Below are 26,340 nucleotides of genomic sequence, written 5' to 3' on the forward strand. Positions count from 1 at the left end.
AAATTTGACCCATGCGCACCATCGTTGTGGACCACCCGCTCGTCGCCCATAAGCTCACCGTGCTGCGGGACAAGACGACGCCTTCGCCCGTCTTCCGTCAGCTGACCGAAGAGCTCGTCACCCTTCTCGCCTACGAGGCCACTCGCGAGGTGCGTACCCAGCCCGTCACCATCGAGACCCCGGTGGCCACCACGATCGGCACGGCTTTCACCAAGCCGACGCCCCTGGTGGTCCCGATCCTCCGCGCCGGTCTCGGCATGCTCGAGGGCATGACCAAGCTGGTCCCCACGGCCGAGGTCGGCTTCCTGGGCATGGCCCGTGACGAGCACACCCTGGACATCATCACCTACGCCGAGCGCCTTCCGGAGGACCTCACGGGCCGCCAGGTCTTCGTCCTGGACCCCATGCTGGCCACCGGTGGCACGCTGCGCGAGGCCATCAAGTTCCTCTTCCGCCGCGGCGCCGACGAGGTCACCTGCATCTGCCTGCTGGCTGCGCCCGAGGGTCTGGCGAAGCTCGAGGAGGAGCTCTCCGACGCGAACGTCACCGTGGTCCTCGCCTCGATCGACGAGCGCCTCGATGAGAAGGCGTACATCGTCCCCGGCCTCGGCGACGCCGGCGACCGCCTCTACGGCGTCGCGAGCGTCCTGGAGGCCTGAGCCTCTTCCGCCGTCGCGCCCAGGGCGCCTGGCCGCCGTCGTCCCTCCGGACGCGGTGGGCAGGCGCCCTTCGCCGTTCAGGACGCCGGGCGCAGCTCCACGGAGAATACGGTCCGGCCCGGCCGGGACTCGAGCGTCACGATGCCGCCGTGCGCCTGGACGATCGCCTGCACGATCGAGAGACCCAGCCCCGACGAGCCGCCCGTCCGGGCCTTGTCCGCCTGGGTGAAGCGGGAGAACACCTCGGGCTGCAGCTCTTCGGGGATGCCGGGGCCGTCGTCGGTCACGGTGAGCGTCGGCCTGCCGTCAGCCGAGAGCGCGACGCCGACCTCCACCTTGGTGCCTTCCGGCGTGTGCTTCTGAGCGTTGGTCAGCAGATTCACCAGAACCTGGCGCAGACGGGCCGGATCGGCCCACGCGTCCACGGTTCCCGCGGGGACCGCCAGCCGCCAGTCGTGCCCGGAGTCCTGCGCGCGTTTCTCCATGACCTCCTCGACGGCGAGCTGCACGAGGTCCACCGGGCGGCCCTGGATCGCCTGGCCCTCGTCCAGCCGGGCGAGCGTCAGCAGGTCCTCCACGAGCGCGTTCATCCGGACGGACTGGCTCTGCACGCGGGCGAGGGATTCTCTGCCCTGATCGCTGAGGGACTCGGTCAGACCGAGCATCTCGCTGTAGCCGCGGATGGCCGTCAGCGGGGTCCGGAGCTCGTGGGAGGCGTCCGCCACGAACTGCCGGGCCTTCATCTCGGAGGCGTGGCGCACGGCCAGAGCGCCGGAGACGTTGTCGAGCATCCGGTTGAACGCATGCCCCACGCTGCCCACCTCGGTGTCGGGGTCCGTGGCGCTCTCCGGGACGCGCACGCCCAGGGCGACCTCGCCGACGTCGAGCCGTGACTCCGCCACCTGGCCGGCCACCTCGCTGAGCTGTGCGAGCGGGCGCAGGGTCCGGCGGATGAGCCAGGTGCCGACGACGGCGCAGATCACCAGGGCGCCCGCCGACACCAGGAGGGTGGTCAGGACGAGGGCGCCGAGGGCGTCGTTCTTGCCGGCGAGCGGGAGTCCGGTGACCACCACGGCCCCGTTGGGGGTGGTGGAGGCCAGCATCCGGTACTCACCGACGCTGAGCCGTGTGGTGACGGGGGCGGCGCCCGGCCGATAGGCCTCGGGGGTCGCGGACAACACCGCGATCTTCCGCAGGTCACCCGTCGGAAGCGGGGCGAACTGCCCGTCGTCGCGGAGGATCACCGCAGCGCCCTGAGCGCCGTCGCTCGTGGCCACGGCTGTGATCGTCCCGAGGGCCTGACCCCGGAATTCAGGGGAGCCTCCGGGTCCACCCGGACCGCCCAGGGTCGCCGCCGCACGGTGGTTCGCCAGCCGCAGCTGCGAGTCGACGTCGTTGGTCAGGACCCGGTCCATGGTCGCGTAGACCACGGAGCCGAGCACCGCGGCGATGACGGTCAGCAGCGCCATGGTGACGAGCACGAGCTTGGTGCGCAGCGGCCAGGACTTCAGGCGGCGCCAGCGGGCACCGGCGCCGGAAGGGCTGCCGCCCGTGGGCGGAGTGGACGGCGGGCCGGTCGGTGGCGGCGGAGGAGCGGCGCCCTCAGGCGCGGGGTGAGCTGTCATTCCGCACCGGGCCGGATGACGTACCCCACGCCCCGGACCGTGTGGATCATGGGCGGACGGCCCACGTCGATCTTCTTGCGCAGGTAGGAGATGTAAAGCTCCACGATGTTCGCCTGACCGCCGAAGTCGTAATGCCACACGTGGTCCAGGATCTGGTTCTTGCTCAGCACACGGCGCGGGTTCTCCATGAGGTACTGCAGAAGGTCGAACTGGGTGGCGGTCAGCTGGATCTCCTCGCCGCCACGGCGGACCTCCCGCGAGTCGATGTTGAGCACCAGATCGCCGACCACCAGTTCGGACGCGTCCTTGGCCGTGGCCCCGGACCGCTGCACAAGGCGGTGCAGGCGCAGGGTGAGCTCCTCGAGGCTGAAGGGCTTGGAGACGTAGTCGTCGCCGCCCGCCGCCAGACCTTCGACCCGGTTCTCCACGCTGTCCTTGGCGGTCAGGAAGAGCGCGGGGACCTCGGGCATGAAGGTGCGGATCTTCTGGAGGGCTTCGACGCCGTCGAACACCGGCACCATGATGTCCAGGACCAGCACGTCCGGCTGGAACTCGCGCGCCACCCGCACCGCGGACGGGCCGTCCTCCGCGTACTGGACCTCCCAGCCGCTCAGCTTGAGTCCCATGGCGACCAGCTCGCGGAGCATCGGCTCGTCATCCAGGACGAGGGCGCGGATCGGGGAGCCGTCCGGGCGGGTCAGACGAGGCAGGGACTGGAGTGACGGTGGCAGCGACATACCTCCACTCTGGACCCTCGCCTTCGCTTCTGCCTAGGCGTTCGCTGTGTGCTCGCTGTGAGCGCACGACGGCGCGTGGCCGGGGAGGGGCGGAAATTGTTCAGGATCGCGTCATCTCCGGCGGGTACCCTGCTTAGGAACGGTGTCGAGGAGAGAACCTTCGGGGTCCTCGACGGCCGTGTTCCCACCGGAACCGGCTCCCGCAGGACCGAGAGCGAGGCGAGGCGTCCACGATGAGTGCATCCCCCAGGGGGCGAGCGGGCGATCCGCGCGCACGACATACGACGGCGGCATCCTGGCTGCGGCTGCTCCCTCTGCTGGGCGGCGTCGTCGTCCTGTCCTTGTGGGGCGCCGACGTCATTCCGGTGCTGCCTGCCGTCATCGCCCTCGGCGTGCTCGCACTGGGCCAGCTGGCCGGTGCGATGGCCCGCGCGAGCCGCGACATGGACCGCAGGGTCCAGGACGTCGTGGATGCGCGCAGAGATGCCCCGTCGCAGAAGCCCACTGAGGACGCCGAACCGCAGGCCTCAGGGAGCGTAGACCTCGACCCGGCGCACGCTGACCCGTCCGGCAAGGAACTCCAGAGATTCGGTGAATGAAGTGCCCGCCTCGTCGCGGTAGTCGATCACGAGCATGTTCTCCGCGGTGATCAGCCCCTTGAGGTGGATCGCCTCGGCGAGGTCCCACCGGAAATCGGGATCGGCCAGCGCTGTGAGGAGTTCCGACACGCCCCTCAGGGGTGCCGAAGCCTCTTTCGAAGCGCAATGGAATTCGATGTTTTCCTGAACGAGAGTGGAAATGGTTTCCATATCCAAGGCCCGCCAGGCATAAATCCAGCGGGTCGAGAAACCCAGCAGGGAAAGGTTACGCCAGCACTGCTGTGGACCAGTCACGTCGGACATTCAGGTGCTTCCTTGGCGTGAATATGCCCCTGAAAACAGGCATTTTGCGGGATACCATTTGATTGTATCGCACGGCGGTGAAAGGTGACCCGGACTATGGATTGCCGGCCGCGGAATGACTGATCACGGAAGCATTGATCCGGTGGAGAAGCCCGGTCGGGTCAAGCCCGTGATGGGCAGGCTGGGACGCGACGATCAGGGTCACCGAGGTCCAGACCATCAGGTGCGTCATGTAGTCCTTCCAGGGCCATCCGGGAGGACGGTTCGCATCCTGAACACGGAAGACGCCACTGTCGAGAAGTTCCGTGATGGCCTTGCGGCAGGTCCTGCACGTCTCGAGATGCCGGTGGAACCAGGTTTTCCTGCGAGCGGTCAGTGTGCCGCTGAGATATGCCGGAACATATTCGATAGTGAACTGGCAGTCTTCGGATTCACGATTTCCCAGAAGTTCTCTGAGATATGCGACGCGAAGCGCTCTTTTCGCCCGGCGGTGCAGCACGACGGCGGCATTAGGGGACAAGTCCAGGGCGGGCGCGACATCCTTGGGCTGCATATCCTCGATATCGAGATACCAGATGATCATGCGCCATCGTTCGGGAAGCGACTCAAATGCCCGGCGGGCGGAGTCATTCTCAAAAGCGGCGATGACCCGGTCGGTGACTTCAGGCGAATCCCCGACCGAATCCAGGTCCTCAGAAGGGACTTCGCGGCGTTTACGGCGGGAATTCCTCCACACGGTCCGCGAAACACTCGACAGGAGATAGGGGAGGAACACCCCCTGCGGTCCGCGGCCGGATTTGATGGCCGCGAGCACGGCGGCGAACGTGTCGTTCACAGCGTCCTCCGCGGCTCCGTGGTCCTGGGTCAGCCCGTAGGCGATCCGGTACGCGGAGGCGCGGTGCTTGGCGAACAGGGTCCCGAAGGCGACCATGTCCCCGGAACGGGTCAGTGCGAGCAGCTCGACGTCACTGTGCTTAGGCAACAAGGTCCCGATCACTCGGATGGTGCGGGATGCTCTGAGAGGAATGTCCGCTCGACGCGCCATGGGCCGACGGCCGGGCGCTTCCGCCCGGAACGTCCACCGGATAGCGGTCCTTTCGGCCGGATGCCAAGGCGCGCCCCCCTCGGCTCAGATACAGCTCTTTCATGTCCACCCCTAGATGATGCCTGCGGTGAAACATTCATATCCTGTTGCGCAACCCGATGAGGACGCGGAGAGGGGGCGCAACTTCGGACGAAGGAAGATGCGCACAGTCTCTAGCGGCTGACCTTGAGGGAGCGCGAGGTGGTCCGTCACGTGGAAACAGGGTTCCTGGACCGCGATGTGAAAAAACATGATGTCTCACCGTTGGCGATGTGCAGTGCAACGAGGAGGAGAGGCACGCCCCCATGCCACTGTCCCCGGGCGGGCCTCGACGTCGAATTGGGCGATGCACGAGTCCCACTTGAACAGAGTTAGACGCCTTGCCGTCGTCTGTGACGCGACAAAGTCAAAGAATTGAGGAAATCCTGTGCCCTGCGACGGCGATCGAGGACTGGCGGGCCGGGAACGGATCCGCTCCCGGCCAGTGGCCCGGCCCGCCGGGCCGGTGCCTCATCAGACTGACGCCTCGTCAGAGAAGTGACGGAAGAGGCGAAGTGATGGAAGCGGCTCAGTACCAGTTGTTGGCGTAGTGGAAGCCGAGGGCTCCGCACGGGGAACCGTAGCGCTCGGAGACGTACTTCAGACCCCAGGTGATCTGGGTCTTGTAGTTGGTCTGCCAATCGTCGGCCACCGAGGCCATCTTCGTGCCCGGCAGCGCCTGGACGATTCCATAAGCGCCGGAGTCCGCGTTCTGGGCGGTGGTCTTCCACCCGGATTCGCGGGTCCACAGCGTCACGAGGCACGGCATCTCGCCGGCGCCCCAGCCGTACTTGCCGAGCTGGCTCGCGGCGAAGGCCTGGGCTCCGGCAGGGTCGTCCACCGTCTTGGGCGGTGCGGCCTCTTCTTTCAGGGCGTCCACGGCCTGCTTCAGCGCGGAAGCCTGAGTGGCGGCCTCCCGCGCGGACTTGCTGGCTTCCGCGCCGGCCGAAACACTCTCCGAGGAGAGCGTGGCCAGGACGGAGAAGTCGAACTTCTGGCCGACGTTGTTGACCTTGCGGAACTGCGGTGCGCTGAGCTTGACCTCGGGCGCCGACTGCACGGTGGGCGCGGCCGGGCGGGTGTCCTGAGCGGCCATCGAGGCCTGTGTGGCGAGTCCGCCGGCCAGCGCGAGCGTCAGGACGGAGCCGACGACGGCGGCCCGGGCGCCGCGGGTGCGCGGAAGGATGCTGGGAAGCTGGCTGAGGACGGATCGCTTCTGGCGTCCACTCGGAGCAGCGGTGGCCGCTGTGCGGGCTCCCGCCGCGTGGTCCTCGCTGCGGGTGCTCCTGGTGGCGCGTACAGCGCGGGACCCTGCCACGGCTCGGCCGTCGGTGGTCCGCGGTCGGTTCGCGGTCATGCTCAACCCTTCATGCTTCTGGAAGGGGCGGGTCCGTGGACTCCGGACGCAGACACCCAGGTGGTGCTCTGCTCTTCCGGTGGACGCTCTGCCCCACGACCAGTCTAGGTGGCGGGCGCGCTCATGTCACATTTAGGTAACGACGGACCCGGGCCCTCCCGTCTGCTGACCGGGCCCGCCCGACGCCGAAGCGTCCACGATGCGGTCAAGCGGATCTGCCATGAGTTTCAGTTCACAGTTGAACTTTTGGGCGGTCAAGACCGCTCTAACTGAAGAAAATTCGTCAAAGAACGCGACATCTGACCGTGAAAGGGTTGATTCGCATCTCAGGACCCCTCTGCTCAGAATGGTGATGTCGGTCACAATGGACACTTTTGTCTCACTATGTGGACGGCTGTGAGCTTTGTTACTTGCAAGTTGGGTTTGTTACGTTGCACACTCGGAGATGTGAATACCAACTCAACAGCATCTGCAGCCGCAGCGACCCTCTCCAGCGCACCCGCTGGCCTGATGGTTGGCTGTTGTCGAATGTGCGCCTGACCTCCACCCCTCAGCTCAGGCAACCGTCCTCACCCCGCCCAATGAAGGGCACTTTCCTGATTCATTGCGGGGACTCAACATTCGAGCCGCGATGACGGCAAATTCACTCTCAGAGGTTTGAAACAACATGTCAGTTGCATCCGGATACGTCCACATCTCCCTGCGGAACGCCAACAAGGCTCCTGCCGTCCGCCCCGAATTCGCCAACCGCCCCGCTGCCGCCCCGCAGCAGTACCCGGCGGGCTACAACGGCCAGTTCGCAGCCCCCGCGCCCGCTCAGCAGCCCGGTTACCCCCAGCAGGGTTACGGCCAGCTCCGCGCCGTCCCGCAGCCGGGCACCCCCGCCGCTGAAGGCCACCCCCTGACCGCTCCGACCCCGGTGATCGCCCGCGGCGCCAACGGAGCTCCGGCCCGTGCCGCCGCCGGCACTCCCACGGTCGCCCGTGGGTTCGTCCTCTACGTGGGCATCGACGAGGAGACGGCAGCCGCTTCCGGACAGTCGATCGCCAAGCTCGCCCAGGAGATCCGCGCCTACGCCCAGTCGCTCGTCCAGGGCGCCGAGAGCTACGCCGCCGTCGCCGTCGCGCCGGCCAGCGCGCCCGGCTCCGCTCTCGACGTCGTGCGCAGCACCTTCGGCGATCCCACGGTCGCCAACCGGCAGCGCGTCGAGGCGCCCCGCCCGGCCGCCGTGCCGGACCAGCGCCCCAGCGGTGTCCTCATCGACCTGGCGCGCCGCGAAGTCCACCTGGACGGCGACACCCTGAACCTCACGTTCAAGGAATTCGAGCTCCTGAACTACCTGGTCGAGAACGGCACCCGCACCGTGGACCGCGAGGAGCTCCTGGAGAACCTGTGGCGCAACGCCGAAGAGGTTCCCAACGAGCGCACCATCGACGTGCACATCCGCCGTCTGCGCTCCAAGCTCGGTCGCCTGGCCAACACGGTCCGCACGGTCCGTGGGCAGGGGTACCGGTTCTACGAGCACCCCGAGGTGGTCGTCTGGGCCGCGCCGGAGTACTCCATCTGACGTTTTCGGTTCTGTGTGAAGGACGGGGATCCCCTCCGCGCCTGCGCTCCGGCCCCGCTGCACCTCAGGATTCCGGCTTCGGTCGGGCTTGAGGCAGCGGGGCCTTCACGCAACAACGGCGCTGTCGGGGAACCCCGTCCTTCTCCTCGTTCCCGGTCAGAGGGAGTGCGTTCGGCTTGATGGGATCACCCGTGCGTGGGGCCGGTTCTGTGCGAGCGAGTGGGTGACCTGGCCTGCGGACGTGAGGGGTGGTCTATGTGTGGGGTGCCGGGGGTATCCGGAGAGCGCCGTTGTCGCGTGGAAGCCCCGCCGCTGACGGCGTGAACCGAGCCTGGGTCCAAAGGTCGGCGGGGCTGGAGCGCAGGCGCCGAAGGATGCCCACGGCACTCCTTCCACACCGAGAACCACCCACCAACCCCGCAGGGATAGTGTTTTCCCATGAGTGAGCATCATGTGAAGCGCCTGATCATCATGCGCCATGCCAAGGCGGACTGGCCTCTGGGGGTCCAGGATCACGACCGGCCTCTGGAACCCCGTGGACATCGTGATGCGGCGGCGGCCGGTGCCTGGCTGCGGGACTCGGGGAACGTCCCGGACTTCATCCTGTGCTCCACCGCGGTGCGGACCCGCCAGACCTGCACCTGGGTGTGCGAAGAGCTGGGGGAGAAGGCGCCGACGCCCAAGCTCGAATCGGGGCTCTACTCGGCGACCGGTCGGCGGATGCTCACGGTCATCAATCACGTGCCCGAGACCGTGACGAGCCTGATGGTCATCAGCCACATGCCGGGCGTGCAGGATCTCGCGCTGCTCCTGGCGGACCGGGATTCGGATCAGACCGCCTATATGGACATGGCGGAGCATTACCCCACCAGCGGGATCACCGTGCTTGAGAGCGTGAAACCCTGGGCGGAGCTGGACGGTCAGGATGCGCGCCTGGTGTCCTTCGAGGTGCCGCGGGCCTGACCGTCGGCCTCGGCGTCGGGCGGCTCGAGCCACTTCGCGTGGCGGTGCCGCTCCGGCTGCCCGCCCCACGCGATCCGGACGCGGTGCGACGCCCTCCCGCCCGGGCGGGGCGTTTGCGTCCGGTGACGCCGGGCTTCTTCGCGGGCCAGACGCTGCCGAGGAACAGCAGGAGCGCGGCCGGCAGTCCTGCGGCGAGGCTGAGGAAGAAGTACAGATCGCTTCCCGCGCCGGGACCTGTGGTGTGCATCCGATCGTAGCCTTCGGAGAAGCCCAGCCCCCAGAGCCGCACGTACGCGAGGGCGAACGTGACGGCCACGGTGGTGAGGATTCCAGCGGCGATCAGCACCTTGTCACGGCGCAGGATGGCGACGGACGCTATGGCGCAGACGAAACCGATGAACGCGCACACCAGCAGGAGGACCAGGCCCAGGGTCTCCGGGGCCAGGACCGTCTGGATCAGGAGCGCTGCGCAGGCCAGGGCCGCGCCGAGCATGATCTTGGTGGTGAGCAACCGCATGGCTTCATTCTTTCAGAGGGGTCTGACAGTTTTTCTGGTCCCCGGATCCGTGGATCAGGGGACGGGTATCAGCGCGCCAGGTAGCCCTTCACGAAGGTCATGATGGCCTCCACGCTGGCTTCCTGGGAACGACCCGGATGGAAGCTCTTGCGGTCGAGGCCCACGATGAAGCACGCCCCGAAGATCGCCGCCTCCAGGCCGCTCCGGGAGACGTCCTGGTTCACCGCGTAGCGCTGGCCGATCCGGTCCAGGGCTTGGGAGATCACGTCGAGCAGTTCCGAGCGGAGTTCCCGCATCAGGTCACGCCACTCGTTCTCGGCCTTCCAGTTCTCGTTCATCCACAGCTGCCCGAAGGACGGGTAGTCGTCCAGGAACGCGATCGCCTCGGACACCACGGACTCCATCGCGGCCACGGGATCCTCGACCGCGGGCACCGCCGCGAAGCGGGCCAGGAGGATGTCCACGCCGTGCCGGAGCAGCTGCGCGATCAGCTCGGACTTGCTGCCGAAGTTGTAGTACACGGTGCCCTTGGAGACCCCGGCCTCGGCCGCGATCTCGTCCACCGTCACTTCGGCGGCTCCCCGCTCGCCGATCAGCTGCATGGACGCGTCGAAGATCTTCTGCCGTGAGGCCGACGTCCGCTGGGGACGACGACGGCGGCCCGCGCCGTCGTCGTCGCCCACGGCAGGCGCCTGGCCGGGTTCGCCGGCGTCGCCGCCCGCCGACGGCAGCCTCGGGTGCGCGGCCGGCTCGGCGGGTCTCATACCGAGATCTCCGGCTTGAAGCTCTTCAGGGTCCAGAGCTTGTGCTTGTGCACGGCGAGCGTGGACATCGCCATGCCGAGCGCCGCGTAGCCCACGAGGCCCAGCATGATGGGGGCCACCATGGACAGGTCGCCGCCGTAGATCAGGTGGCGCATGCCGGTCACGACGTAGCCGAGCGGCAGGATGTCGTGGACCACGTGGAACGGCTCCGGGGTGGTCTGCCACGGGAACGTGCCGCCCGAGGAGACCAGCTGGAGCACCAGCAGGATGAGCACCACGAATTTGCCCGGTGTGCCCAGCAGTGCGCAGATGCCCTGGATGAGCGCCGTGAACGCCATCGCCGCGAACAGCAGGAAGATGAACGTTAGCGCCGGGTTGGCCGATTCGAGTTTCAGGCCCAGCGTGACCACGGCCCACAGCAGGGCGGTCTGCACGGCGGACACCACGAAGAAGGGCAGCCAGCCGGCGATGCCGATCTTCCAGGACGGCGCATTGGACGCCAGGGCCCGCTGGGTGAGCGGGCGCATGGCCTGCACCAGCATGAAGGCGCCGATCCACAGCGAGAGGCTGAGGAAGAACGGGGCCAGGCCGGCGCCGTAGGTGGTCGCCTTGGTCTGCGCGAGCTTGTCGACGGCCACCGGATCGGACATCACCTTGGAGACGCTCTCCCGCTGGGTCGCGTTCGGGTTGGGGATCTGGCCCGAGCCCTCCGCGAGTTTGGTGGCCAGTTCCTTGCCGCCGCTCGCGGCGGTCTTGGCGCCGTCCTGCAGTTTGGCCGCGCCGGCGTTGAGCTGCGTGGCGCCCGAGTTGAGCTTGGTGGCGCCCTGGTAGGCGCTCTGCTCGCCGGCTGCGAGGGTCTTCGCGCCGTCCGCCAGCTGGTACGCGCCCGAGTTGGCCTGATTGATGCCGTTGACCAGGGTGGGCGCGGAGTCGGAGAGCTTCTTGGCGCCTGCGGCCACGGCCCCGGCGCCATCGGAGAGCTTCTGGATGTCAGCGGCGGCGCCGTTGATCTTCGCCTTGGCGTCCTGGACCGGGCTCGATCCCTGGACGGCCTTGAGATCGGCGAGGATCTTGTCCGCCTGCTCCTGCGTGATGACCTGGTCCTTGACGAGCTTGTTGACCGTGGTCTTCACGTCGGCGTCGGCCTGGGTCTCCACGGTCTGGAGGTCCTTCACGGCACCCTGAACCTTGGCGTTGAGCTGTGCGTTGCCGGCGGCCACCTGGGCTGCGCCGTCGGCGAGCTGCTTGGTGCTGGACGGCAGGGGCGCGGCGCCCTGGCTGAGCTGGGACAGCCCGCTGCTGAGCTTGTTCGCGCCGTCGGAGAGCTTGTTCGCACCGGCCACGAGCTGGCCCTGACCGTCCACCAGCTGGCTGGCGCCGGAGCTGAGGTCCGTGGTGCCCTTGTGCAGATCGGCGGTGCCGGTCTGCAGCTGGGCGAGGCCGTTGGACAGCGTCTTGGCGCCGTCCGCGGCCTTCACCATGTTCTGGTGGATGACGCCGAAGCCCGACAGGAGCTGATCGGCCGTCTGCTCGCCGACCTCCTGGGCGACGCTCGCGTGCACGGCGGTGGTGAGCTTGTCCACGATCGTGCTGAGGAGGTAGTTGTTGGCGTCGTTGGTGGTGACGTTGAGCATGGCCTGGTGCGCCGAGTCGAACGTCGACGGGGACACGAGGTTCTTGGAGAAGTCCTTCGGGATCTTCAGGGCGAAGGCGTACTTGCCCGTCCGCACGCCCTCATCGGCCTCCTGCGAGGTGGGCACGCGCTGCCAGTCGAAGAGGTGTGCGTCCACGAGGGAGTCGGCCACCTTGGCGCCGGCCTTCAGTTCCTCGCCCTTGGTGCCGTCGGGCTTGGACGGGGTGGCGCCGGTGTCCTCGACCACCAGGGCGGCCTTGATGCCGCTCAGGTTGTTGTAAGGGTCCCAGTTCGCGTAGAGGTAGATGGCCCCGTACAGCAGGGGGACCAGGGACAGGGCGACGATGGTGAGCTTGGGCAGCACGCCACTGGTCATGCGCTTGAGCTCGGAGCGGGCCAGGCGTAGAACGGTCACTTCGCTTCCTCCACGTTCTCATCCGCACTGTTCTTTTCCGAACTGTTCTTTTCCGCAGGCGGCGTCTCACCCGAGGCGGCATCGCTGACGTGCGCTGCCTCGGCGGCCACCGCCTCCTCTGCGTCCTCTTCGGCTCCCGGCGGCAGCTCCGCGTGCGGAACGGAGTTGCCGATCACTGCGCTGGGGCCCTCCCAGCCGTCCGGCAGGGTCGCGACGACCGCGACGACGGCGAGCGGCCGCCCGGCGTCGTACGCCAGCTGCTCGCAGCGCTCCAGCCAGACGGCGGGGTCGGCGCTGTGCCGGTCGGGGGAGTCCAGCACGAGCAGGTCCACCGCGGGATCCGCGAGGGCCAGCTGGGTCAGGAGGCTCACACGGCGTTCCGCGGGAAGTTCGTCCACCCAGAGCTTCTCCACGTCCTCGAAGGAGTTGAGCTTGAGCCAGGGCTTGGCCAGCAGGGCGCCACGGTATCGGCGGGGGATCAGCGCGAGGTCCTCGGTGACCAGATCGCAGACCGAAAGGTGCTGTTCGGGCTCGTTGATGCCGGGGGCGTCCACCAGGGCGGAGGCTTTTCGGATGGTTTTGAGCCTGGTGCTGCCGTCCCAGGAGAGGTGGCCCGAGGACGGCTTCATGCGCCCGGTGAGGGTCAGGGCGAGGGCGGTGCGGTCATCCTGGTTCTCGCCGCGGACCAGGAGCAGTTCGCCGGGGGAGACACGCAGTGAGGTGGCGGGCAGGAGGTCGGTCCTGCGGCCGTTCACCTGGAGCGCACGGGCGTCGAGCATGGGGGAGGTGCCTTTCGTGAAGAACGTCTGACACCAGAGTATCTAAACTGACTGGTCAGTTCAAATAGTTGTTTCCGTTCGCCGAACCCCCGTGCGGGTCAACGACGGCGGCCGTGCACCACCTTCACCAGACGCCCCATGAGGCGGACCTGCCAGGTCTCGCGACGGAAGGAGAGCACCGGCACCGGGAGCGGGAAACGCTGCCGGGCCACGCTGTGCGGACGGGCGAACTCGCGCAGCCCGTCGGCCCCGTGAATCCGGCCGAACCCGGAATCGCCGGTCCCGCCGAACGGCAGGGCGGGGACGAGGGCGAAGGACATGACGCTGTTGATGGACGTCATGCCGGCCCGCACCCGGCGCGCGATCGCCTCGGCCTTCCCGAGGTCCCTGCTGTAGACCGCGCTGCCGAGCCCGTAGACGCCCGCGTTGCTCTTCTCCACGGCCTCGTCGACGGACCCGACCCGGGTCACCGTGAGCGTGGGGCCGAACGTCTCTTCCCGCACGGCCTCGCTGTCCTCCGGGACGTCCAGCAGGATGACCGGTTTCACGAACGGCGGCGCCACGGATTCCTCCCCGCCGGTCGCGGCGTGCCCACCGTCCGCGAGGGCGGCCTTGATGTGCCGCAGCACGGTGCCGGGCTGACTGGGCATCGTCAGCGGCCCAATGCGGTCCGCGTCGCCGGGACCCGCTGTCACGCTGCCCGCGATCCGTCGGAGTTCCGCGACGAACTCGTCGTACACGGGGGCCTCCACATAGGCGCGCTCCATGCCGATGCAGGTCTGCCCGGCGTTGCCCCACGCGCCGAAGGCCACGTCCTGGGCCGCGGCGCGGACGTCGGCGTCGGCGGCGATGATCGCGGCGTCCTTGCCGCCCGCCTCGATGACCACGGGGGTGAGGGTCTCCGCGCAGGCCGCCATGACCTTCTTGCCCGTGGCGGTGGACCCGGTGAAGGCGAGCTTGGAGACTCCGGACCGGCAGAGTGCCGAACCCGTGGCGCCGAGTCCCGTCACGAGCTGAAGGACCGGCAGCTCCGGCACGGCACGGTGGAAGGCGTCGACCAGCCACGAGCCCACCGCGGTGCTGTATTCACTGGGCTTGAACACCACGGCGTTGCCCGCGGCGAGGGCATAGGCGATCGACCCCATCGGCGTGAACACCGGATAGTTCCACGGGCCGATCACACCCACCACGCCCAGCGGCTGGTATTCGACGCTCGCCGCCAGGTTCGCGCCCAGGACCCCGGGCCGCACCGAGCGCTTCCGGAGCACCCGCTGGGCATTCCTCGCCGCCCAGTCGATGTGCTCGACGGCGGCCATCACCTCCAGCCGGGAATCATCCACCGGCTTCCCGGTCTCCTCCCGCATGAGCCGCGCGAGCTCGTCCAGCCCCGCTACCACGACATGCTTGAACGCCTGCAGACGGCGGAGCCGGCCGTCGAAGCCCAGCCCGCCCCACCAGGCCGCCGCTTCCCGCGCGCGGTCGACGGCGGCCGCCACCGCGCCGTCGTCGTCCACGGGGAAGGTGGCCACGACGGCGCCAGTGGCGGGGTTGAGGGAATCGAACGTGCTCATCCGAGGAATGCCTTTCCTTCGCCGCGGTAGGTGGGGACGGATGCCACCAGCCGGTCGCCGTCCACCACGTGCAGGGTGTCGACGTGTTCACAGAGTTCGCCGGCCTTGGCGTGCCGGAACCAGACCCGGTCGCCGAGGGACAAGGTGTCCGCGGCGGGTCCGTGGACGGGGGTCTGGACCTCGCCGGCGCCTTCCGTGCCCAGGAGCTTCACGCCGGTCGGCCAGACGGGCCGAGGCAGCCGGTCGGGTCCGGATGGGCCGGACGCCACCCAGCCCCCGCCGAGCACCGTGGCGAATCCCGGTGCGGGCTTGCGGACCACGGGCAGGGCGAAGAAAGAGGCGGGTTCCGGGTGGAAAGCGCGGTAGCCGTCGAAGAGCGCGGGGGCGTAGAGCCCGGATCCGGCCGCGAGCTCGGTGACCGCGGCTTCCGCTCCGGTGGTCTCGAAACTCCCGGTGCCACCCCCGTTGACGAACTCGAGCGGTGAGCCGGCGGGCAGCTCCCTGCGCACGGCGTCCACGGCCGCGGCACGGCGTGCGGCGAGTTCCCTCCCGGAGAGGGCGTGCAGCGCGCGGATCTGGGCGCGGTGCAGAGCGGAACCCGAGTCATCCCCGAGCCCGGCGATCTGCCCTTCATAGGACATGATCCCCACGAGCCGGAACCCCGGTCGCCGGACGATCTCGGCGGCCACGGCGGCGGCATCCTCGGGGGTGTGGACGGGCGAACGCCGCATGCCCAGATGCGCGCGGCCCCCCGCCAGTCGCAGCGACGCATCCAGGTCCAGGCACAGTCGCAATGGCGCGTCGGGCCCGGCGAACGGGGTCAGGAGATCCAGCTGTTCGACGGAGTCCACCATCAGCGTGACGCGTTCGCAGGCGGTGGGCGAGTGGGCGAGGGCTGCCAGGGCGGTGCGGTCGGCGGTCGGGTAGGCGACGACGACGTCGTCGAACTCCTCGGCCAGCCAGAGCGCCTCCGGGAGGGCGTAGGCCAGGATGCCGTGGAAGCCGGGCAGTTCCAGGACGGCCCGCAGCACGGCGCGGCTGCGGATCGACTTGCTGGCCACCCGGATCGGTTTGCCCTGAGCCCGCCTCAGAAGGTCCGCGGCGTTCCGCCGCAGTGCAGGCAGGCTGAGGACGGCGAGCGGAGCCTCGAGGTGCGCGGTGGCGCGGTTCAGGGCGGCGAAGCCTCCCGCGCCGGTGAAGCCGTTCCGCCCCGCCGCGGAGTCTTCCAGGGCGAGACTGAAGGGAGGAGCGGTGCTGGCGGACATTCTCCGACTGTGACACGTGGCACACCGTCCAGGGAAACACCCGAGCGGTCCCGACTCACATCGAGCTGTTGTCAATCGTGGGATCCGCTCCCAGAATGAGGGGGTGATGGACGTCAACACCCGCCGCCTGCGCTACTTCGTGGCCGTGGCCGAGGAACTGCACTTCAGTCGGGCGGCGGCCCGGCTGTTCGTCGCCCAGCAGGCGCTCTCGAAACAGATCCGGGAGCTTGAAGCGGAGCTGGGCGTCACCCTCCTGAACCGGACGACCCGGCGCGTCGAGCTGACTGAGGACGGCGAGCATTTCCTGGAGGTGGCCAGGGGAGTGCTGGAGGCCTGGGACGACGGGCTCCGGCGGGTCCGGCTGGCGAGCCGCGCCGGCCAGCGGGTGCTCCGGCTCGGCTTCGTGGTGGGTGCGGCCCTTGAACTGACGCGGCCGATCCTGGCGGAGTTCGCGCGGCGTCATCCGGATGTGGAGCTCCGCCTTCAGGAAGCGGCTCTCAGCGACCCGAGCTGCGGTCTGGCAGACGGCAGCAGTGACCTGGCGATCCTCCGCCCGCCGCTCTCCCTGGCCGAGCTGCAGCGTCTGCCTCTTTTCGTGGAACCCGTGGTCGCCTGCCTCGCCTCGAGCCATCGGCTGGCGGGCCGGACCATGATCTCGCCGACCGAACTGCTGGACGAGCCGCTCACCGTCGGCGGAGGGCACGACGCCGCGTGGCGGGGTTTCTGGTCCCTGTCGTCCTTCCGGACGGAGGGACATCCGGCGCGGATCGTGGAGACCTCCTCGCCGACCGAGGAAGCGGAGCTGGTCGCCAGCGGGGTGGCGACCGCGCTCACCGGCGCCGCGATGGCGAGATATCTGGTGCGTCCGGGTCTCGTGTACGTGCCGGTGGAGCCGCACCCGGGGTCGGAGGTCGCGCTGGCCTGGCGCGAGGACGCCCCGAGTGAGGTCGTCTCCCTGTTCGTGCAGGTGGCGCAGGACGTGCGTGACGCCGAACGGGAGCTGGTCCGGACCATTGAGCATCCGCTGGTTGTGAATTCCCCCTGATCCAGTGTTTGTGCTCCAGCTCACCTCGGCGTGAGCATGGAGGCCATGTGGAAGAACTGGGCCGGAGATCAGGCCTGCACCCCGGCGAACCTCGTCCAGCCCGCTTCGGTGGAGGCTGTCCAGGAGTCTGTCCGTGAGGCGGCCCGGCACGGACAGGGCGTCCGCGTGGTCGGCGCCGGACACTCCTTCGGCGACAACGTCCTGACCTCGGGCACCCTGCTGTCCCTCGACCGGCTGAGCGGCCTGCTCGGCGTCGACGGTGAGGCGGGGACGGTCCGCGTCGCCGCCGGGACCAGGCTGCGTGACCTCAACCGTCTGCTGGATGGCCACGGCCTGGCCCTGGCGAACCTGGGGGACATCGACAGCCAGTCGGTCGCGGGGGCGATCTCGACCGCCACGCACGGCACCGGCCGGACTCTCGGCAATCTGGCGACCTTCGTGGAGGATGTCGAACTCGTGACGGCGGAGGGTGAGGTGCTGCAGGCGTCGGCCGCCGGGCCGGACGTCCTGTCTGCCGCCCGGGTCTCGGTGGGGGCGCTCGGAGTCATCACGGCGTACACCCTTCGCGTGGTGCCCGCCTTCACCCTGCAGGGCGTCCAGGAGCCTGCCTCGCTGGAGGAGACGCTTGAACGTCTCGACGAACACGTGGACGCCAACGACCACTTCGAGTTCTTCACCTTCCCCCACAGCGGCACCGTGCTGGCCAAGCGGACCAACCGCGTCACGGACCCCGTCCCGGGGGACGCCGGTCCCACCGCGGGGCGACTGCGCTCCTATCTGGAGGGAGAGCTGCTCGAGAACACGGCGCTGGACCTCGTCTGCCGGCTGGGCCGTGCCCGCCCCGGTCTCATTCCCCGGCTGAACCGGCTGGCGACGGACCTGGTCACGCCCACCTCCCGGACCGGCGTCAGCCATGACGTCCTGGTGAGCAAGCGGAGTGTCCGCTTCACGGAGACGGAATGGGCCCTGCCCCGCGAGGCGTGCGTTGAAGCCCTCACGGAGATGCGGCGGCTGGTGACGGCCCGCGGTCTGGACGTGAACTTCCCTTTCGAGGTCCGTTTCGTCGCGGGGGACCGGGAGTCCCTCCTGAGCCCGGCCTACGACCGGGAGAGCTGCTACATCGCCGCCCACATGTACCGCGGCATGCCGTGGCAGGAATTCTTCACGGCCGTGCAGGACGTCGCCCTCTCCTATGGAGGACGGCCGCACTGGGGAAAGCGCCACAGCCTCTCCGCCGCGCAGCTCGCGGAGCTGTATCCCCGTTGGGATGACTTCCAGCGGGTCCGCCGGGAACTCGATCCGGGCGGACTGTTCGCCAATGACCACATCCGCCGCATCTTCGGCGCCTGAGCCGACGCCCGGCCTGCGACGCCGAAACCCGAGTCCCGACATCCCGAGGAGAAGGACATGAGCCAGCCAGCCGCCGTCGTGCGATCCGGCGGGATGACCACGCAGAGGGTGGCGATCGCCGCCGCCTTCTTCCTGCAGGGTTTCCTCTTCATCACGATGACCACCCACCTGCCGCAGATCCAGGGGCTCTTCGGCCTGGACGCGGCCACCCTGTCCCTGGTGCTCCTGGGAATGGTGGTGCTGGCGGGCGCCGGTTCGGTGCTCGCGGGGCAGCTCGCCCGGAGGCTCGACTCCGCCCAGGCTCTGCGGGTGGGGCTCGGGCTGATCGGCGCCGGCGCGGTCGGGGTGGGGCTGGCGCCCGATCTGCTCCTGTTCTGTCTGTTCCTGGCCGTGTACGGGGTCGGTCTCGGCACCGTGGACGCCTCGATGAACATGCAGGGCGTGGCACTTGAGCACCGCCTGCGCCGCACGTTGCTGCCCGGTTTCCACGCGGCATGGACCGCCGGAGGGATCGTCGCGACGCTCGCGGCGCTCGCGTTCGGGGAAGCCGCGCTGGCGGCGTCCGTGACCCCCTTCGGAGTGGTCGCGGTGGTGGCGACGGCACTGCCGTTCCTGCGCCGGGACCGGGGACAGGAGACGGGGTCCGAAGCCGTTCAGGTGAGCATCCCGTGGAAGCGGCTGATGCTGGTGGGCCTGGTCCTGGTGCTCTTCTACATGGTGGACACCGCCGCTTCCACGTGGGGCCCGGCCTATCTCCATGACCTCTTCGGCACGGGCCTGGGCAATGTGGCCGTCGCGACCCTGCCGTACCTGGTGGCCTCGCTCCTGGCGCGGCTTGCGGGTGACTGGGCCGTCGGACGGTTCGGAGCGGTGCGGCTCCTGCGCGCCGCCGCCGTGCTCTCGGCCGCCGCGCTCGCCCTGGTGGTCCTGGCCCCGGACGCAGCGATCGCGGTGCTGGGATTCGCCGTCCTCGGGTTCGGCGCCGGCATCATCGCGCCGCTGTCGTTCTCCGTGGCCGGGTCGATCGCAGCGCTCGGCCAGGCCGGGTCCGGTGGCGCCGACGACCCGGTGCGCCGTGCCCGGGTGGATTCCGTGATCGCACGGTTCAACCAGTTCAACTATGTGGGGGCACTGCTGGGTTCCGTGCTGACGGGTCTGGTGGGGGCCGACTCGCTGCGCCTCGGTTTCGCGCTGCCCCTCGTGCTGGTCCTGGCGATCCTGCCGCTCGCAGGGGCATTCCGGGAAACCCCTGCTTTCCGGGACGGCAGCGCTTGACGGGAGGAGTGAAGTGGGTACAAGAAAGCCCCGGTCCGTGGACCGGGGCTTTCGCGTCTTCTCTGTGCGCCCAAAGGGATTCGAACCCCTGACCTTCTGTTCCGTAGACAGACGCTCTATCCAGCTGAGCTATGGGCGCATGTTTCTCCCGGGAGAATTCCCGTTCGAACCTCGAAATACTTTACCCGAAAACTTCTCAGGATGCACGACGGCGTGCGGACGGTCCGGGAAAGGCCGGGATCCGGGGGAGCGGCGGGTGCGGGCTGAACGGGTGCGAAGCGGCGGCAGCGCGTGACGAGCGTGCGGAACCGGGCACGAAAAAGCCCCGGTCCGTGGACCGGGGCTTTTGCATCTTCCTGTGCGCCCAAAGGGATTCGAACCCCTGACCTTCTGTTCCGTAGACAGACGCTCTATCCAGCTGAGCTATGGGCGCTTGGCATCATTCCGGAGGCGACTCCCGGTTGAACCTTCATAAACTTTACGGGAACTTCTGGCGGCTTCCAAATCGACGGCCGGTGACGCCCCGCACATGTACCGGTCTACGTGACCTTAATCACAAAATGGGTCGAAAAGAGTGATTCGACCACGGAAAACGTCCCGGAATGGGCTCCGTCGTCAAATATTGCTGAAAATCCGTCCAGTGGTCCATACCTACGATTGAGACACCCGCCCAGGAACCCATCGAAAAGGACTCACTATGGGAAATCTGACGACGTCTCGCCTGACAGCTGACGCCCCCACCACCCACCAGAAGCTTCTGGCCTGGGTCGAGGAAGTGGCAGAACTGACGCAGCCGGACTCCATCTACTGGGTGAACGGTTCCGAAGAAGAGTACGCACGCCTGACCACTGAACTGGTCGAGGCCGGCACCCTGGTCCCCCTCAACCCGGAGACCTTCCCGAACTCCTTCGCCGCCTTCTCCGATCCGGCCGACGTGGCCCGCGTGGAAGAGCAGACCTTCATCTGCTCCGAGAAGGAGGCCGATGCCGGCTTCACCAACAACTGGATGGCCCCCGCCGAGATGAAGGGGAAGCTCAACGCCCTCTTCGCCGGCTCCATGCGTGGCCGCACCATGTACGTCATCCCGTTCGTCATGGGTCACCTTGACGCCGAGGATCCCAAGTTCGGCGTCGAGATCACCGACTCCGCCTACGTGGTCGCCTCGATGCGCATCATGGCGCGCATCGGCACCGACGTGCTGGACAAGCTGACCGCCACGAACGCCTTCTTCGTCCCCGCGCTGCACTCCGTGGGCGCTCCGCTGGAGCCCGGGCAGAAGGACGTCGCCTGGCCGTGCAACCCGGACAAGTGGATCGTGCACTTCCCGGAGGAGCGCTCGATCGTGTCCTACGGTTCCGGCTACGGCGGAAACGCGCTGCTGGGCAAGAAGTGCTTCTCCCTGCGCATCGCCTCGGTGATGGCCCGGGACGAGGGCTGGCTCGCCGAGCACATGCTGATCCTCAAGCTCACCAGCCCGGAGAACAAGGACTACCACGTGGCGGCGGCCTTCCCGTCCGCGTGTGGCAAGACCAACCTCGCGCTCCTCGATCCCACCATCAAGGGCTGGAAGGTCGAGACCCTCGGCGATGACATCAACTGGATGCGCTTCGGCAAGGACGGCGAACTCCGTGCCGTGAACCCGGAGGCCGGCCTGTTCGGCGTCGCCCCCGGCACCGGCTGGGGCACCAACCCCAACGCCATGCGTGCCATCGCCAAGGGCAACAGCATCTTCACCAACGTCGCCCTGACGGACGACGGCGGTGTCTGGTGGGAGGGCATGACCGACGAGACCCCGGCGCACCTGACCGACTGGCAGGGCAACGACTGGACCCCCGAGTCGGGCCGTCCGGCAGCGCACCCGAACTCGCGCTTCTGCACCCCGATCGACCAGATCGACATGCTCGCCGAGGAGTACTTCGCTCCCGAGGGCGTCCAGGTCGATGCCATCCTGTTCGGCGGACGCCGCAAGACCACCATCCCGCTGGTGACCGAGGCGCGTGACTGGACCAATGGCATCTTCATGGGCTCCACGCTCTCCTCCGAGACCACGGCCGCCGCGGCCGGCGCCGTCGGTGTGGTGCGCCGCGATCCCATGGCCATGCTGCCGTTCATCGGCTACAACGCCGGTGATTACCTGAAGCACTGGATCTCCCTGTCCGCCAAGGCGAACCCGGAGAAGCTGCCGAAGATCTTCCTGGTCAACTGGTTCCGCCGCACCCCCGAGGGTGGCTTCGCGTGGCCCGGTTTCGGAGAGAACTCCCGCGTGCTGAAGTGGGCCATCGAGCGCATCGAGGGCAAGGCCGACGCCGTCGAGACCCCGATCGGCTTCGTGCCGACGGCCGGGTCCCTGGACACCGACGGTCTGGACGTCTCCGCCGAGGAACTGGACGCCGCTCTGGCGTTCCGCCCGGAGGAGTGGGAGGTCGAGGCCGCGAGCATCGAGGACTGGTACGCCAACTTCGGTGAAGCTCTCCCTGCGGACCTCCGCGCCGAGTTGGACGGTTTGAAGAGCCGCCTCGCTTCCTGAGTGAACCTCCACGGCCGTGAGCCGTGCTGACGCCAAGACCCCCGGACCTCCGGGGGTCTTGGCGTTTCCGGGGTGTGGCATCCAGTCGGTGGTCCGCCGAACTCGCGGTTCCCGGGCTGAGTCCGCTGCGCGCGGCAGCGAGGTGGGACGTCCCGCAGCGAGTTCAGCGGCCACGACGACGGCGGCTGGCTCACTGCGCCGCGGCTCACCGCGCCGGAGCGTGCGGTGGGGCACGCGCCCGTGCGGCCGCGCGCCGTCGTGCTCACGCGTGCGCGGAGCCCGCCGCTTCGTGCAGGAGGCGGACGAGGAGCTGAACCCCCGGGCTTGCGGACATGGTCTGCCGGTACGCCGCCGAGACCGAGCGGTGGGCCTGTTCTCCGGCGAGAGGCCTGGCCACGACCCCGGCGGGCAGCGCGCCCCGGCCCAGGCGTGGCACGAAGGCGAGCGCGAGCCCCTGTGCCACGAACTCCAGATGCGTCGCGAAGTCCGGGTCGATGAAGGCGATGCGCGGGGTGGCCCCCTCGCTCGCCAGGAGCCGGAGCAGTGCTTCATGGCAGATCGCCCCACGCGGCTGCGAGCACCAGGTCTCCTGCAGCAAGGCGGCGCGGGGAATGGCGTCGAGCGCGGCGAGTGGATGCGTGGAGGGCAGCATGATGTCCGCGACGTCGTGGCAGAGCGGCTCCAGCAGGACGTTTCCGGGGATCTCCAGGGCCACCGAGTTCCAGTCGTGGACGACCGCCAGGTCGACGTCCCCATGGGCCACTTTGCCGACCGCCTCGGCCGGATCCACGGCGACCACTTCCAGGCGCATCTCCGGCACCTCCTCGGCCAGCCGGGCCGCGACGCCGACCAGCAGCCCTCGGGCCGCGGTGGAGAAACTGGCGACGGTGAAGGTGCCCTTCGGCTGTTCTCCCGCGGTCAGAATCGATTCCATCTCCTCGAGCTCGGAGAGGATCCGGCCGCCGTGCTCGACCAGGGCCCGGCCGCGCTCGGTGAGGAGCACCCCGCGGCCGTGGCGTTCCAGGAGGGCGGCTTTCGAGTGGCGTTCGAGCTTCTTGATCTGCTGGGAGACGGCGGAGGGGGTGAAGCCGAGGTCGACGGCCGCGGAGGCCACGCTGCCCGTCCGATGGACCGCGACAAGGGCCTGGAGCGCCTGGAGATCGATCATGCAGAAATGCTACCGAATCAGCGGTAGAAATCAACGCTGGTGCTAAAGACTCGCCCGCGACACGATGAAGAGGTGAAAACTCGTCATGTCCTGCTGGCCCTGCTCGTCGCTCTGATCTGGGGCGTCAACTTCGTCGCCATCGAGGCCGGCCTCCGCGATGTCCCACCCCTGACCTTCGCCGCGCTCCGCTTCGCCCTGGTGGCGTTCCCGTTGATGCTGTTCGTCCCGCGGCCGCGGGTCCCGTGGTGGACCGTGGTGGGCGTCGGCCTGTTCATGAGCGCGGGGCATCTCGGCTTCATCTACCTGGCGATGCACCTGGGCCTGCCCTCGGGCCTGGCACCCCTCATCCTGCAGAGCCAGGTCCTGTTCACCGTCCTGCTGGCCGCGGTGTTCCTCGGGGAACGGCCGGGCCGGGTTCAGCTCCTGGGGATCGGCGCGGGGGTGCTGGGCCTGGGGATCGTGGTGCTGGGCCGGGGCGCTTCCGCGGATCTGCTGCCGCTGCTGCTCGGGCTTGCGGGCGGTCTGTCCTGGGGTCTGGGCAATGTGGTGTCCCGCTCGGCGCGGGGAGCCAAGCCGTTCTCCCTGGTCGTGTGGTCCGCGGCGGTGGTCCCGGTGCCGCTGCTCGCGCTGTCGATGCTGCTCGACGGACCTGCCGCCCCGGCCCGGGCCCTGGTCGCGATGAGCCCGGTGGCGTGGGCGAGCACGGTGTTCACCGTCCTGATCTCGACCCTCCTGGCATTCACGGTCTGGAACGGGCTGCTGCAGAAGTACCCCGCCGCGCAGGTGGTGCCCTTCACCCTGGTGGTGCCGCCGATCGCCATGCTCGCGGGCTGGCTTGCCTTCGGCGAGATCCCCGGCCTCTGGGACCTGGTGGGCGGGGCGGTGCTGCTCGCCGGCGTGGCCGTCTCGCAGTCGGGCGGCGCGCTCCTGACGCGGCGGAGCCGGATGGTGGGTGATGTGGGGGCGCCGGTCGAGCCGGTGGCGGCAGTGACGCAGGCCGTGACGACGGCGGAGCCGACGACGGCCGCATCGACGACGCTGCGGGGCCCCGTGGCCTCCCCGGAACCGGCCCCGGTGCGGGCCTCCGCCGCGGCCGGGATCGCGGACGTCCCGCCTCGCGGCGGCGACCGGACTCCGGAGCCCGCCGGGCAGGGGTGACCCGCGCCTCGGTTCCCCTGAACGCCTCGCCCGGGCCGCCGTCGTCGTGCGTCCAGCCGCGCGGCGGAGCGCGGTGTCCAGCGCGTCACAGGGAACTGTGAGGAACGAGTCGCGCGGCCGGGGTTCCGCGCGACGTGACCGGGCCGTAGGGTCGGAAGCATGGCAACCATCGCAAAGAACATTGTCGACACTCTTGCCGCCAACGGCGTTCACCGCGTCTACGGCATCCCCGGTGACTCCCTGAACGGCTTCACCGACGCGCTCCGGGAGACGCCCTCGATCGAGTGGGTGCACGTCCGGCACGAGGAGGCCGCGGCGTTCGCGGCGGCGGCCGAGGCGGCGCTCACGGGCGAACTCGCCGTGTGCGCCGGCTCCTGCGGCCCCGGCAATCTGCATCTCATCAACGGTCTCTACGACGCCAACCGGTCCCGCGTCCCGGTCCTGGCGATCGCGGCCCACATCCCCACCAGCGAGATCGGGTCCAACTACTTCCAGGAGACGCACCCGCAGGAGGTCTTCCGGGAGTGCAGCGTCTACGCGGAGCAGGTCACTGATCCTTCGCAGATGCCGCGCATCCTGGACATCGCGATGAGGACCGCCATCGAGAAGCGGGGCGTCGCGGTGGTCGTCATCTCGGGTGACGTCGCGCTGGCGCAGGCGGCGAGCGAGGCCGTCTCGATCATCCGCAAGACCGAGCCGCGGATCGTCCCGTCCGAGCCGGAACTGCGGGAGGCCGCGGGGATCCTGAACTCCGCGTCCAAGGTCACCATCCTCGCCGGCGCCGGTGTCCAGGGCGCTCACGAGCAGGTCGTGGCCCTGGCGGACGCGCTCGGCGCGCCGATCGTGCACGCGCTCCGCGGCAAGGAGTTCATCGAATACGACAACCCCTTCGACGTCGGCATGACCGGTCTCCTCGGCTTCGCCTCCGGCTACCGCGCCATGGAGGACTGTGACGCCCTGCTCATGCTCGGCACCGACTTCCCGTACCAGCAGTTCTACCCGGATCACGCCAAGGTGATCCAGGTCGATGTGCGGGGTGAACAGCTCGGCCGCCGGACCCGTCTGGACCTCGGCCTGGTGGGCACGGTCAAGGACACGGCCCAGGCGCTGCTGCCCCTGCTGGAGCGCAAGACGGACCGTTCGCACCTGGATTCGGCGCGCAAGCACTACGTCAAGACCCGGGCGAAGCTCGATGAACTCGCGAGCCCCACCCGGAAGGGCCAGCCGCTGCACCCGCAGTACGTGGCGCGAGTCGTGGACCGTCTCGCGGCCGACGACGCCGTATTCACCGCGGACGTCGGCTCGCCGGTCGTGTGGGCCGCGCGGTATCTGACGATGAACGGGAAGCGGCGCCTGATTGGCTCGTTCAACCACGGCAGCATGGCCAACGCCCTGGTCCACGGGATCGGCGCCGCCGCCCTGGAGCCGGAGCGCCAGGTGGTCGCGCTCGCGGGCGACGGCGGCCTGACGATGCTGATGGGCGAGCTCATCACGCTCACGCAGAACAAACTCCCGGTCAAGCTGGTGGTCTTCAACAACTCCTCGCTGAACTTCGTGGAGCTGGAGATGAAGGCCGCGGGCTTCGTGAACTTCGGCACCGGTCTCTCCAACCCGAACTTCGCGGCCGTGGCCGAGGCACTGGGCATCAAGGGCATCCGTGTGGAGAACGCGGAGGACCTGGAAGGCGCCGTGCAGGAGGCTCTCGCCTACGACGGTCCGGCCCTGATCGACGTCGTCACCGCGCGGCAGGAACTCTCGGTGCCGCCCGCCGTCTCGCTGGAACAGGCGAAGGGCTTCGCGCTGTACGCTCTGCGCACGGTGCTCTCGGGCCGCGGCGACGAGCTGCTGGACCTGGCCCGGACCAACTGGCGGCAGCTCTTCTAGGTCTGGCCACCCGCCGTCCTCGTTCCCGTCCCCGTCACCGCGAGCTGTTCCCTCGC

At 68.8% G+C, this 26,340-nt stretch carries 22 protein-coding genes and 2 tRNA genes; 10 read left to right on the forward strand and 14 right to left on the reverse strand.

The features are described from left to right. Positions 1-11: 11 nt before the first annotated feature. Positions 12-659 carry a uracil phosphoribosyltransferase gene (gene upp / locus P9849_RS02690; protein ID WP_278268184.1) on the forward strand — a complete coding sequence of 216 codons (648 nt, stop codon included), beginning with the start codon at positions 12-14 and terminating at the stop codon, positions 657-659. 77 nt (positions 660-736) lie between these two features. Here the strand turns inward: upp and P9849_RS02695 are convergent, their stop codons facing one another. Together P9849_RS02695 and P9849_RS02700 are read right to left on the reverse strand one after the other, a co-directional pair. Then, positions 737-2,284: a HAMP domain-containing sensor histidine kinase gene (locus P9849_RS02695; protein WP_278268185.1), complete on the reverse strand. Its 1,548-nt coding sequence runs from the start codon at positions 2,282-2,284 to the stop codon at positions 737-739. Further along, positions 2,281-3,021: a response regulator transcription factor gene (locus P9849_RS02700; protein WP_066214888.1), complete on the reverse strand. Its 741-nt coding sequence runs from the start codon at positions 3,019-3,021 to the stop codon at positions 2,281-2,283. Before P9849_RS02700 ends, P9849_RS02695 begins: the two co-directional genes overlap by 4 nt. A gap of 233 nt (positions 3,022-3,254) precedes the next feature. Between P9849_RS02700 and P9849_RS02705 the strand changes: the two genes are divergently transcribed. Next, the gene (locus tag P9849_RS02705; protein ID WP_278268186.1) at positions 3,255-3,620 is read left to right on the forward strand and encodes a hypothetical protein; all 366 of its coding nucleotides are present in this window, start codon (positions 3,255-3,257) and stop codon (positions 3,618-3,620) included. On the opposite strand, the gene P9849_RS02710 is transcribed toward P9849_RS02705, so the two are convergent. From P9849_RS02710 to P9849_RS02720, 3 genes are all read right to left on the reverse strand, one after another. Further along, the gene (locus P9849_RS02710) at positions 3,549-3,923 is read right to left on the reverse strand and encodes a hypothetical protein (protein WP_278268187.1); all 375 of its coding nucleotides are present in this window, start codon (positions 3,921-3,923) and stop codon (positions 3,549-3,551) included. The two genes, P9849_RS02705 and P9849_RS02710, sit on opposite strands and share 72 nt — an antisense overlap. Before the next feature lie 94 nt (positions 3,924-4,017). Beyond that, the gene (locus P9849_RS02715; RefSeq protein ID WP_278268188.1) at positions 4,018-4,920 is read right to left on the reverse strand and encodes a sigma-70 family RNA polymerase sigma factor; all 903 of its coding nucleotides are present in this window, start codon (positions 4,918-4,920) and stop codon (positions 4,018-4,020) included. A 655-nt stretch (positions 4,921-5,575) separates the two neighbouring features. Next, positions 5,576-6,403, reverse strand: a complete 828-nt coding sequence (locus tag P9849_RS02720; protein ID WP_278268189.1) for a hypothetical protein — start codon at positions 6,401-6,403, stop codon at positions 5,576-5,578. A gap of 667 nt (positions 6,404-7,070) precedes the next feature. On the opposite strand from P9849_RS02720, the gene P9849_RS02725 reads away from it, so the two are divergent. Continuing rightward, on the forward strand, positions 7,071-7,970 hold the full coding sequence (locus P9849_RS02725; RefSeq protein WP_278268190.1) for a winged helix-turn-helix domain-containing protein: 900 nt from the start codon (positions 7,071-7,073) through the stop codon (positions 7,968-7,970). Positions 7,971-8,408: 438 nt separating this feature from the next. Next, complete coding sequence (locus P9849_RS02730) at positions 8,409-8,933, forward strand: histidine phosphatase family protein (RefSeq protein ID WP_278268191.1); 525 nt, start codon at positions 8,409-8,411, stop codon at positions 8,931-8,933. Here the strand turns inward: P9849_RS02730 and P9849_RS02735 are convergent. The 6 genes from P9849_RS02735 to P9849_RS02760 all read right to left on the reverse strand — a co-directional run bounded on the left by P9849_RS02735 (position 8,848) and on the right by P9849_RS02760 (position 15,877). Then, complete coding sequence (locus P9849_RS02735; protein ID WP_278268192.1) at positions 8,848-9,450, reverse strand: hypothetical protein; 603 nt, start codon at positions 9,448-9,450, stop codon at positions 8,848-8,850. The two genes, P9849_RS02730 and P9849_RS02735, sit on opposite strands and share 86 nt — an antisense overlap. A 68-nt stretch (positions 9,451-9,518) precedes the next feature. Further along, on the reverse strand, positions 9,519-10,214 hold the full coding sequence (locus P9849_RS02740; RefSeq protein ID WP_278268193.1) for a TetR/AcrR family transcriptional regulator: 696 nt from the start codon (positions 10,212-10,214) through the stop codon (positions 9,519-9,521). Further along, a complete protein-coding gene (locus P9849_RS02745) occupies positions 10,211-12,262 on the reverse strand; it encodes a YhgE/Pip domain-containing protein (protein ID WP_278268194.1) in 2,052 nt (683 codons plus the stop codon). Before P9849_RS02745 ends, P9849_RS02740 begins: the two co-directional genes overlap by 4 nt. Next, positions 12,259-13,041, reverse strand: coding sequence for an ABC transporter ATP-binding protein (locus tag P9849_RS02750; protein ID WP_278268195.1), 783 nt, complete (start codon positions 13,039-13,041; stop codon positions 12,259-12,261). Before P9849_RS02750 ends, P9849_RS02745 begins: the two co-directional genes overlap by 4 nt. Positions 13,042-13,139: 98 nt before the next feature. Then, the gene (locus P9849_RS02755; protein ID WP_278268196.1) at positions 13,140-14,612 is read right to left on the reverse strand and encodes an aldehyde dehydrogenase family protein; all 1,473 of its coding nucleotides are present in this window, start codon (positions 14,610-14,612) and stop codon (positions 13,140-13,142) included. After that, complete coding sequence (locus P9849_RS02760; RefSeq protein ID WP_278268197.1) at positions 14,609-15,877, reverse strand: amino acid deaminase/aldolase; 1,269 nt, start codon at positions 15,875-15,877, stop codon at positions 14,609-14,611. Before P9849_RS02760 ends, P9849_RS02755 begins: the two co-directional genes overlap by 4 nt. 106 nt (positions 15,878-15,983) lie before the next feature. Between P9849_RS02760 and P9849_RS02765 the strand changes: the two genes are divergently transcribed. From P9849_RS02765 to P9849_RS02775, 3 genes are read left to right on the forward strand one after another with little or no spacing between them, the layout of a single operon-like run. Then, positions 15,984-16,922 (forward strand): LysR substrate-binding domain-containing protein, encoded by a 939-nt coding sequence (locus P9849_RS02765; RefSeq protein WP_278268198.1) that lies wholly within the window; start codon positions 15,984-15,986, stop codon positions 16,920-16,922. Positions 16,923-16,967: 45 nt separating this feature from the next. Then, complete coding sequence (locus tag P9849_RS02770; protein WP_278268199.1) at positions 16,968-18,272, forward strand: D-arabinono-1,4-lactone oxidase; 1,305 nt, start codon at positions 16,968-16,970, stop codon at positions 18,270-18,272. A 57-nt stretch (positions 18,273-18,329) separates the two neighbouring features. Then, positions 18,330-19,547, forward strand: coding sequence for an MFS transporter (locus P9849_RS02775; protein ID WP_278268200.1), 1,218 nt, complete (start codon positions 18,330-18,332; stop codon positions 19,545-19,547). A gap of 65 nt (positions 19,548-19,612) precedes the next feature. Here the strand turns inward: P9849_RS02775 and P9849_RS02780 are convergent. Together P9849_RS02780 and P9849_RS02785 are read right to left on the reverse strand one after the other, a co-directional pair. Further along, positions 19,613-19,686 (reverse strand) — tRNA-Arg (locus P9849_RS02780). A gap of 220 nt (positions 19,687-19,906) precedes the next feature. Then, positions 19,907-19,980 (reverse strand) — tRNA-Arg (locus P9849_RS02785). A 264-nt stretch (positions 19,981-20,244) separates the two neighbouring features. On the opposite strand from P9849_RS02785, the gene P9849_RS02790 reads away from it, so the two are divergent. Next, positions 20,245-22,074 (forward strand): phosphoenolpyruvate carboxykinase (GTP), encoded by a 1,830-nt coding sequence (locus P9849_RS02790; protein WP_278268201.1) that lies wholly within the window; start codon positions 20,245-20,247, stop codon positions 22,072-22,074. Between the two features lie 262 nt (positions 22,075-22,336). Here P9849_RS02790 and P9849_RS02795 read toward each other — a convergent pair whose 3' ends face one another. After that, positions 22,337-23,242, reverse strand: a complete 906-nt coding sequence (locus P9849_RS02795) for a LysR family transcriptional regulator (protein ID WP_278268202.1) — start codon at positions 23,240-23,242, stop codon at positions 22,337-22,339. Between the two features lie 72 nt (positions 23,243-23,314). Here P9849_RS02795 and P9849_RS02800 point away from each other — a divergent pair, with 72 nt between their 5' ends. Both P9849_RS02800 and poxB read left to right on the forward strand, forming a co-directional pair. Then, positions 23,315-24,400, forward strand: a complete 1,086-nt coding sequence (locus P9849_RS02800; protein WP_278268203.1) for an EamA family transporter — start codon at positions 23,315-23,317, stop codon at positions 24,398-24,400. Between the two features lie 159 nt (positions 24,401-24,559). Then, complete coding sequence (gene poxB, locus P9849_RS02805) at positions 24,560-26,284, forward strand: ubiquinone-dependent pyruvate dehydrogenase (protein ID WP_278268204.1); 1,725 nt, start codon at positions 24,560-24,562, stop codon at positions 26,282-26,284. Positions 26,285-26,340: the final 56 nt, after the last annotated feature.

This window comes from Arthrobacter sp. Y-9 (genome assembly GCF_029690065.1).
Taxonomy (GTDB): domain Bacteria; phylum Actinomycetota; class Actinomycetes; order Actinomycetales; family Micrococcaceae; genus Arthrobacter_E.